Origin of the sequence: Bradyrhizobium iriomotense (genome assembly GCF_030160715.1) — a bacterium.
GTDB classification, from domain to species: Bacteria; Pseudomonadota; Alphaproteobacteria; order Rhizobiales; family Xanthobacteraceae; genus Bradyrhizobium; species Bradyrhizobium iriomotense.
On record NZ_BSOW01000014.1, the window covers coordinates 244,301 to 251,585 of the forward strand.

Genomic DNA, 7,285 nt, shown 5'->3' on the forward strand with positions numbered 1-7,285 from the left:
GCCGGTGAAGGTGAACGTCGACAAGACACTCGTTGCGTCGATCGCCCTCCACGTCCTCGTGATCGGATGGGGGCTGTTCACCTTTAGCAGCAGGGCTTTCGTGGCGCCGGAAGAGTCGCTTCCGATCGATATCATCTCCTCCGATCAGCTCGCAAAGATGATGGCGGGGCAGAAGACCGGCGACAAGGACAAGCTGAAGCCCAAGGTCGAGAAGGTCGCCGAGGCCAAGCCCGAAGAGGACGCCGTCGGCAAGGTCACCGAGAAGAAAGAGCTGATCAAGACCAACTCGACGCCCGAGCCGCCGAAACCCGTCGAGAAGCCGGTCGAGAAGAAGCCCGAGCCGCCCAAGCCGGTCGCCGAGGCCAAGCCGAAGGAAGAGCCGAAGCCGCAGGAAAAGAAGCCTGATCCGGCCAAGGAAGATCCGATTGCCGAGCTCCAGAAGAAGCTCGAGACCAAGAAGCCGCCGCCCAAGCCGCCGGAGCCCAAGGTCGCGGCGGCGCAGCCGCAGCAGCAGCCGAAGCCCAAGGAGCGCAGCTTCGATCCCGCGCAGATCCAGCGCGACCTCGACAAGCGCGATCCGACCCGGCACGAGCTCACCGGAACGGCGCTTAATGCGTCCGCCTCGCTCGGATCGGCGACAGGGACTGCGGCCAACAACGTCGCGACCTGGGGGGGCGCGTTCAAGAGCGCGGTCAGACGCTGCTTCACGCCCACTTATAACGGACAGGACGCCGATCAGTACGAGGCCGACATCGACATTCCCATGAAGATCGATGGGTCGTTGGCATCCGAGCCCATCGTCGTCGCCGTCAGAGGACCGTCGCGGTCGATTGCGCAGGCGGTGGCAGAGAGCGCCAAGCGCGCCATCGTGCAATGTCAGGTCTATTCATTCCTGCCAAAGCAGCAGTACGACAGCTGGAAGACCATTCCGATGACTTTCGGCCTGAAAGATATGTTGTGACATCCGAACAAAAGAATTTGCGCGATGAATGACGTCCGATCGATGAACCGCCGCCGCTTTATGACCCTGACCGGGTCGACGCTCGCAATGCTGGGGGGCGGGCGTGCCTTCGCCCAGGCCCAGCAGGGGCGTCTCCGCATCGATCCGACCGAATTTCAACCTGTCCCGATCGCGATCACCAATTTCGTGCCAGGCTCGCCGTCCGACGGCGAGGTCGGTAACGGCGTCACACAGGTCATCACCAACAACCTGAAACGCTCGGGCCTGTTTGCCCCGATCGACCAGGCCGCGTTCATCGAGCGCATCAGCAATATCGACGTCGCGCCGCAATTCCAGAACTGGAAGACGATCAACGCCCAGGCGCTGGTCACCGGCCGCATGACGCGCCAGCAGGATGGCCGGCTGAAGGCCGAATTCCGCCTATGGGACGTGGTCTCGGGCCAGCAGCTCACCGGCCAGCAATATTTCACCTCGCCGGAATACTGGCGCCGCATCGCCCACATCATCTCCGACCAGATCTACGAGCGGATGACCGGCGAAAAGGGCTATTTCGACAGCCGCGTCGTCTTCGTCGACGAGACCGGGCCGAAGGAGCGCCGCGTCAAGCGGCTCGCGATGATGGATCAGGACGGTGCCAATGTGCGTTATCTGACCCGTGGCTCCGACCTCGTGCTCACGCCACGCTTCTCGCCGAACTCGCAAGAGATCACCTATATGGAGTTCGGCCAGGGCGATCCGAAGGTCTATCTCTTCAACATCGAGACCGGCCAGCGCGAGATCGTCGGCAACTTCCCCGGCATGACCTTTGCTCCGCGTTTCTCGCCGGACGGCCAGCGCGTGATCATGAGCCTGCAGCAGGGCGGCAATTCCAACCTGTTCGTGATGGATCTGCGTTCGCGCTCGACCACGCGCCTCACTGACACGCCGGCGATCGACACGTCTCCGTCCTACTCACCGGATGGCACCCGCATCTGCTTCGAGTCCGATCGTGGCGGCAGGTCGCAGATCTATGTGATGGCGGCGGGCGGCGGACAGGCGCAGCGCATCTCCTTCTCCAAGGACGACACCAACGCCACCTATTCGACACCGGTGTGGTCACCGAAGGGCGACTACATCGCCTTCACCAGGCAAGGCGGCGGGCAGTTCTCGATCGGCGTCATGAAGCCGGATGGCTCCGGCGAGCGGCTCCTCACCTCGGGCTTCCACAATGAAGGCCCGACGTTTGCGCCGAACGGCCGCGTCGTGATGTTCTTCCGCGATCCCGGCGGTAGTGGTGGGCCGTCGCTGTACAGCGTCGACATCTCCGGCCGCAACGAGCTGAAGGTGCCGACGCCGGGCTTCGCCTCCGACCCGGCGTGGTCGCCGCTGTTGTCCTCGACAGCGGGCCAATAGATCGCTCGCATCGCGTGCGCGTTCATCGGCGCGAAGTTTTCGAAAAACAGCGCCGAGTTTTTCGCTTTCTGCGATTGCGGCAAGCTTTCCTTCACCTTGTGCTCGGCAAAGCTTGCCCAGCTGCTTGATATTTCAGCAGAAATTCGTTCGCTGAAGGTTCAAAACAACGCGCCCTTAACGATGTTCCCTCAGAAAGACTTCATCTCGGCTGGGTAAAAGTACGCTCCAAACAGGATGCGTAACAAGCCGATGCAGCTGGCCGACCAGAAGCAGAGTGATCGAGACGAGCTGGAGCCCATACTCTACGCCGCTCTCATCAACTCGATGGTGCAGAATTTCTGGGCGATCTTCCTAGGCTCGGCTTCCACGGCCGTGGCCGCGGTCATGACTGCGCTGAAGACCGGGGACGTCCTGCTCTGGCCGATCGCGTTTCTGATTATTGCCATCGGCACCGCGCGCGCGTTTCAGATGCGGAGCTACGACAGCCGCATACCGGCTCTGACGTTCGAAGAGGCGAAGCATCTGGAGCCGCGCTACTGGCTTGGCGCGCTCGTCTATGCCGCAGTGCTCGGCTTGTGGTGCTTCGTCGTCATCTTCAACAACGATGACGCGATTGCGAACATGCTCTGCGTCTCCGTCACCGTCGGTTACACCGCCGGCGGCGCCGCTCGCAACTATGGCCAGCCCAAGGTGATCCAGTGGCACGTCGCACTTGCCTGCGGTCCGATGTCGCTGGCTCTGCTTCTGCACGGGGGATTCTACTACATCGGGCTTGCCGTGCTGCTCGCGCTGTTCTTCATCGCCTTGAAGAACATCAACCTCAGCCTGCATGCAATCTTCGTCAAAGCTCTGACCTCGAGCTTTCGCGAATCCGCGCTGGCGAGCCAGTTCGATACCGCGCTCAACAACATGCCGCACGGCCTGTGCATGTTCCGCGCCGACGGGCGGCTGGCGGTGATGAATCATCGTTTCGGCAACCTGATGGAGCTGCCCGACGACCTGGTCAAACGCGGCGCCACCGCGGCCAATATCGTGTCGGCCTGTGTTGCCGCCGGATCGATCTCGGTGGACAGCGGCAATCTGATCCTGTCCGAGATCGAGGGCGCAAGGATCAGCGAGGTCGTCACCGCCGATCCGGATCTGGCGCGCGGCCGCACGCTGTCGTGGACGTTTCAGCCCATGGCCAAGGGCGGCACCGTGCTGCTGCTGGAAGACATCACCGAACGCACCAACGCGGAGGCGAGGATCAGCCATCTGGCCCGCTATGACGAGCTCACGGCGCTGCCGAACAGGGTCAGTTTCCGCGACGAGATCGAGCGGCTGCTCGCGATATCGCACGATGCCGAGCGCCTCTCCGCGCTGCTGTTCGTCGATCTCGACCAGTTCAAGCAGGTCAACGACACGCTCGGCCATCCCTGCGGCGACCAGCTCCTGTGCGCGGTGGCGAACCGCCTGCGCGAGATGCTGCGCCCCGAAGATTTCGTCGCCCGCTTCGGCGGCGACGAGTTCGTCGTGTTCCAGCAGAACATCAACGCGCCCGAGGATGCCGCCGCGCTTGCCCGCCGCATCGTCGAGCGGCTGAGCGAGCGCTATCGCATCGACAATCATCTGGTCGAGATCGGCGCCAGCGTCGGCATCGCGCTGACTTCGCCGGAGGGCGTCAGCGCCGACACGCTCTTGAAGAACGCCGACATGGCGCTCTACCGCGCCAAGGCCGACGGCCGCGGCACCTTCTGCTTCTTCCGCGACGAGATGGCGGCGACCGTCGAGGCCCGCCGCATCCTCGAGCTCGATCTGCGCAAGGCGCTCGCCAACGAGGAGTTCGAGCTGTTCTATCAGCCGCTGGTCAATCTGAAGAGCGGCAAGATCACCACCTGCGAGGCGTTGCTGCGCTGGAACCATCCGGTGCGCGGCACGGTCTCGCCGGTCGACATCATCCCGGTTGCCGAGGACATGGGCCTGATCGTCGATCTCGGCCGCTGGATCCTGCGCCGGGCCTGCATGGAATGCATGAAGTGGCCCGAAGGCGTCAGCGTCGCCGTCAACTTTTCGCCGCAGCAATTCCACCAGCGCGACGTGCTCAGCGAAATCCGTTACGCGCTGGAGGTCTCGGGGCTTCCGGCGCACCGGCTGGAGATCGAGATCACCGAATCCTCGCTCTTGCGCAACACCCAGCTCACCCACGACATCCTGTCGCAGCTTCACGCGCTCGGGGTCAGCATCTCGCTCGATGATTTCGGCACCGGCTATTCGAGCCTCAGCTACCTGCATAACTTCCCGATGCAGAAGGTGAAGATCGACCGCTCCTTCCTCGAAGGCATCGACACCGACCGGCCGCTCACGCTGCTGCGCGGCGTGGCGCGGCTGTCGGCCGATCTCGGCATGGCGGTCGTGGTCGAGGGCATCGAGACCAACGAGCAGCTTGAGCTTATCAGTGCCGACGGCACCGTTACGGAAGCTCAGGGTTATCTGTTCAGCCGCCCGGTCCCCGCGGTGCGGATGCGTCAGCTCCTCAACGCCTCCCATGGCCGCCGCGGCGAGGACGGGCTCCAGGTTGTCGGGTCGCGTTCCTTCGCGTAATCGTTTCCCAAAATTTCCAACAGCGTCAGTGTGTTGCTAGGGGCTCCGTAGTCGTACGGGTTAACCCTAATCCATCGATTGCTTTGCGTCGCGGTTAAGAAGGTGTTAATGAACTGTCACGCGCGCTGAAGTTGTTTTTGCGCGTTGTGGTGGGTGATGCGTAAGGAGTTTGGATGCAGTCCTCAGCCCGATCGGTCATTTCGGCTGCTGGACCGGGAGCAGATCTCCTGACCGACGTCGACTACCGCCTTGCCGAAACCCACGAAGAGAAGGAGGAGATCTACAACCTCCGCTATCGTGCATATCTGCGGGAAGGGGCTGTCAAGGAGAGTGCGGACGGCCGGGTCACCGACCGGTATGACGATCTGCCCAACTCGTGGACCTTCGGCGTCTATCTCCAGGGCGAGCTCTGTAGCTCCGTGCGCATCAGCCTGCTGACCGCAGAATGGCGCGAGTCCACCTCAACCGACGTATTTCCCGACGTCCTGCTTCCGAGACTTGACCGCGGCGAGGTGATGATCGATCCGACGCGTTTTGTCGCTGATCCCGACAAGGCGAGGCGGGTTCCGGAATTACCCTATCTGACGCTGCGCATCGCTTATATGGCCTGCGAGCAATTCAAAGCCGATCTTGGCCTCGCGATCGTGCGCGCTGAGCATCAAGCTTTCTATCGGCGGGTTTTCCTGCATGCGACCATCGCCGAGCCGCGCCTGGTTCCCGGCCTCACGAAGCCGTTCGGGCTGATGGCGGCGGATTTCCCAAGCTTCCGGAAGAGAGTCTTTGAACGCTATCCGGTCATGCGTTCGACCGCTTTCGAGCGGCGGATGCTGTTCGGGCGTCGTGGTGAGCGCCAGGTCGCGCAACGACGGATGCTGGTGGCGGACGCTGCCCACGCCTGATTCGGGCAGGCTGGTGGGCCACCGCGCCACTCCGCCGGCATTTTTCCTGTTCATCTTGGGCCGGCAGGCCCAAATTTCCGGCAAAACAGGCCTTTCTGCCGTCCAACGCGGCTTGCCTTCACCCTCGCGCCACATTTACAAACCATTAACCATCGCGGTTGCTTTTCGCCGATCGGGGGCATTTGACCGGCCGTGGCAACGTCCCATCAAGGTTGACGGAACGTTCGCTTAACCATCCCCCTGTAGACCGGACAGCAGTGGACTAACGTGAGCGTGGAGGCTCCGGAATGAAACATCCTATGCGTATCCTCCAGGGATTGAGGCTGGTCGCGGTGCTTGCCGTCGCGCTGTCGATGGGCGCCTGCGCCAACAAGAACCTTGCTTCGGATGCGATGGCCAACGCCGCGACGCCGGGCAGCCAGCAGGATTTCGTCGTGAACGTGGGCGACCGCGTGTTCTTCGAGAGCGATCAGACCGATCTGACACCGCAGGCGATCGTCACGCTGGAAAAGCAGGCACAGTGGCTCCAGAGCTATCCGCGCTACTCGTTCACCATCGAAGGTCATGCGGATGAACGCGGAACCCGCGAATACAACATCGCGCTCGGCGCACGCCGCGCCCAGTCGGTGCGCTCGTTCCTGGCTTCGCGCGGCATCGACCCGAACCGCATGCGCACCATCTCCTACGGCAAGGAGCGGCCTGTCGCCGTCTGTAACGACATCTCCTGCTGGTCGCAGAACCGTCGCGCCGTCACCGTGCTGAACGCGAGCTCCTGAACGACGCGCCGTTCTGCTATGGAAACCTGATTTGCCGGCGCCCCCTCGGGCGCCGGTTTCGTTTCACGGATCACGTCGTAGAAAGCCCTTGGTACCAGTCACATTTTTGGCGTACTCCGTCTCTCAATGTCGCGCGCGGCGAGTTATCCGCCGTACGCCACGTCGCTTTCGTCGTCAGGGCAAGATGTCATCCAGATTCCAGGCTTTTACCGGCACCGTGGCGATCGCCGCGCTGCTTTCGCTGGGCTCGCCCGCCGTCGCGCAGTCGGACGATGCCGATGCGGAGATGCGGATCGAACGGCTTGAAAACCAGCTGCGCCAGCTCACCGGGCAGAACGAAGAGCTGCAATACCGCAACCGCCAGCTCGAGGATCGGCTCCGGCAGCTCGAAGGTGGCGCGCAAGGAGCCCCCGGACAGGCGCAGGCACAGCAGCCCAATGTCGCGGCCGCGCCGCCAGCGCCGGGCTATCGGCAACAGCAGCAGCCGGTGCAGCAGCCGGCTTATGAGCCGCAGGTCGCGGCGCCTGCGCCGATCGTGCAGGAGCAGCCGGCGCCGGGAGCGCCCGGCACCCGCCGCCGTGGCGATGCGTTCGATCCGAACCAGAATCCCAATGCCCCCGGTGCGCCGCGCGCGCTGGGCGGCGGTCAGCAGCCGATGGCGGCGGGAGCACCGGTCG

At 63.2% G+C, this 7,285-nt stretch carries 5 protein-coding genes and 1 pseudogene; all 6 read left to right on the forward strand.

Annotated features, from left to right (window positions below; genetic code table 11):
- Positions 1-4 precede the first annotated feature (4 nt).
- Positions 5-961, forward strand: a complete 957-nt coding sequence (locus QQL28_RS21485; protein WP_284268439.1) for a protein TolA — start codon at positions 5-7, stop codon at positions 959-961.
- A 42-nt stretch (positions 962-1,003) separates the two neighbouring features.
- Positions 1,004-2,353 carry a Tol-Pal system beta propeller repeat protein TolB gene (gene tolB / locus QQL28_RS21490; protein ID WP_284268468.1) on the forward strand — a complete coding sequence of 450 codons (1,350 nt, stop codon included), beginning with the start codon at positions 1,004-1,006 and terminating at the stop codon, positions 2,351-2,353.
- Positions 2,354-2,602: 249 nt separating this feature from the next.
- Positions 2,603-4,933, forward strand: coding sequence for a putative bifunctional diguanylate cyclase/phosphodiesterase (locus tag QQL28_RS21495; RefSeq protein WP_284268440.1), 2,331 nt, complete (start codon positions 2,603-2,605; stop codon positions 4,931-4,933).
- 173 nt (positions 4,934-5,106) lie between these two features.
- The gene (locus QQL28_RS21500; RefSeq protein ID WP_284268441.1) at positions 5,107-5,832 is read left to right on the forward strand and encodes an N-acyl amino acid synthase FeeM domain-containing protein; all 726 of its coding nucleotides are present in this window, start codon (positions 5,107-5,109) and stop codon (positions 5,830-5,832) included.
- Positions 5,833-6,119: 287 nt separating this feature from the next.
- Positions 6,120-6,608: a peptidoglycan-associated lipoprotein Pal gene (gene pal / locus QQL28_RS21505; RefSeq protein WP_284268442.1), complete on the forward strand. Its 489-nt coding sequence runs from the start codon at positions 6,120-6,122 to the stop codon at positions 6,606-6,608.
- A gap of 184 nt (positions 6,609-6,792) precedes the next feature.
- Positions 6,793-7,285 (forward strand): annotated as a pseudogene (locus QQL28_RS21510) (tol-pal system protein YbgF); the annotation flags it as partial.

Bases quoted from the DNA above. Each gene is read 5' to 3' on its own strand.
- tolB (WP_284268468.1), top strand. From the start codon at position 1,004: ATGAACCGCCGCCGCTTTATGACCCTGACCGGGTCGACGCTCGCAATG.
- QQL28_RS21495 (WP_284268440.1), top strand. From the start codon at position 2,603: ATGCAGCTGGCCGACCAGAAGCAGAGTGATCGAGACGAGCTGGAGCCC.
- QQL28_RS21500 (WP_284268441.1), top strand. From the start codon at position 5,107: ATGCAGTCCTCAGCCCGATCGGTCATTTCGGCTGCTGGACCGGGAGCA.
- pal (WP_284268442.1), top strand. From the start codon at position 6,120: ATGAAACATCCTATGCGTATCCTCCAGGGATTGAGGCTGGTCGCGGTG.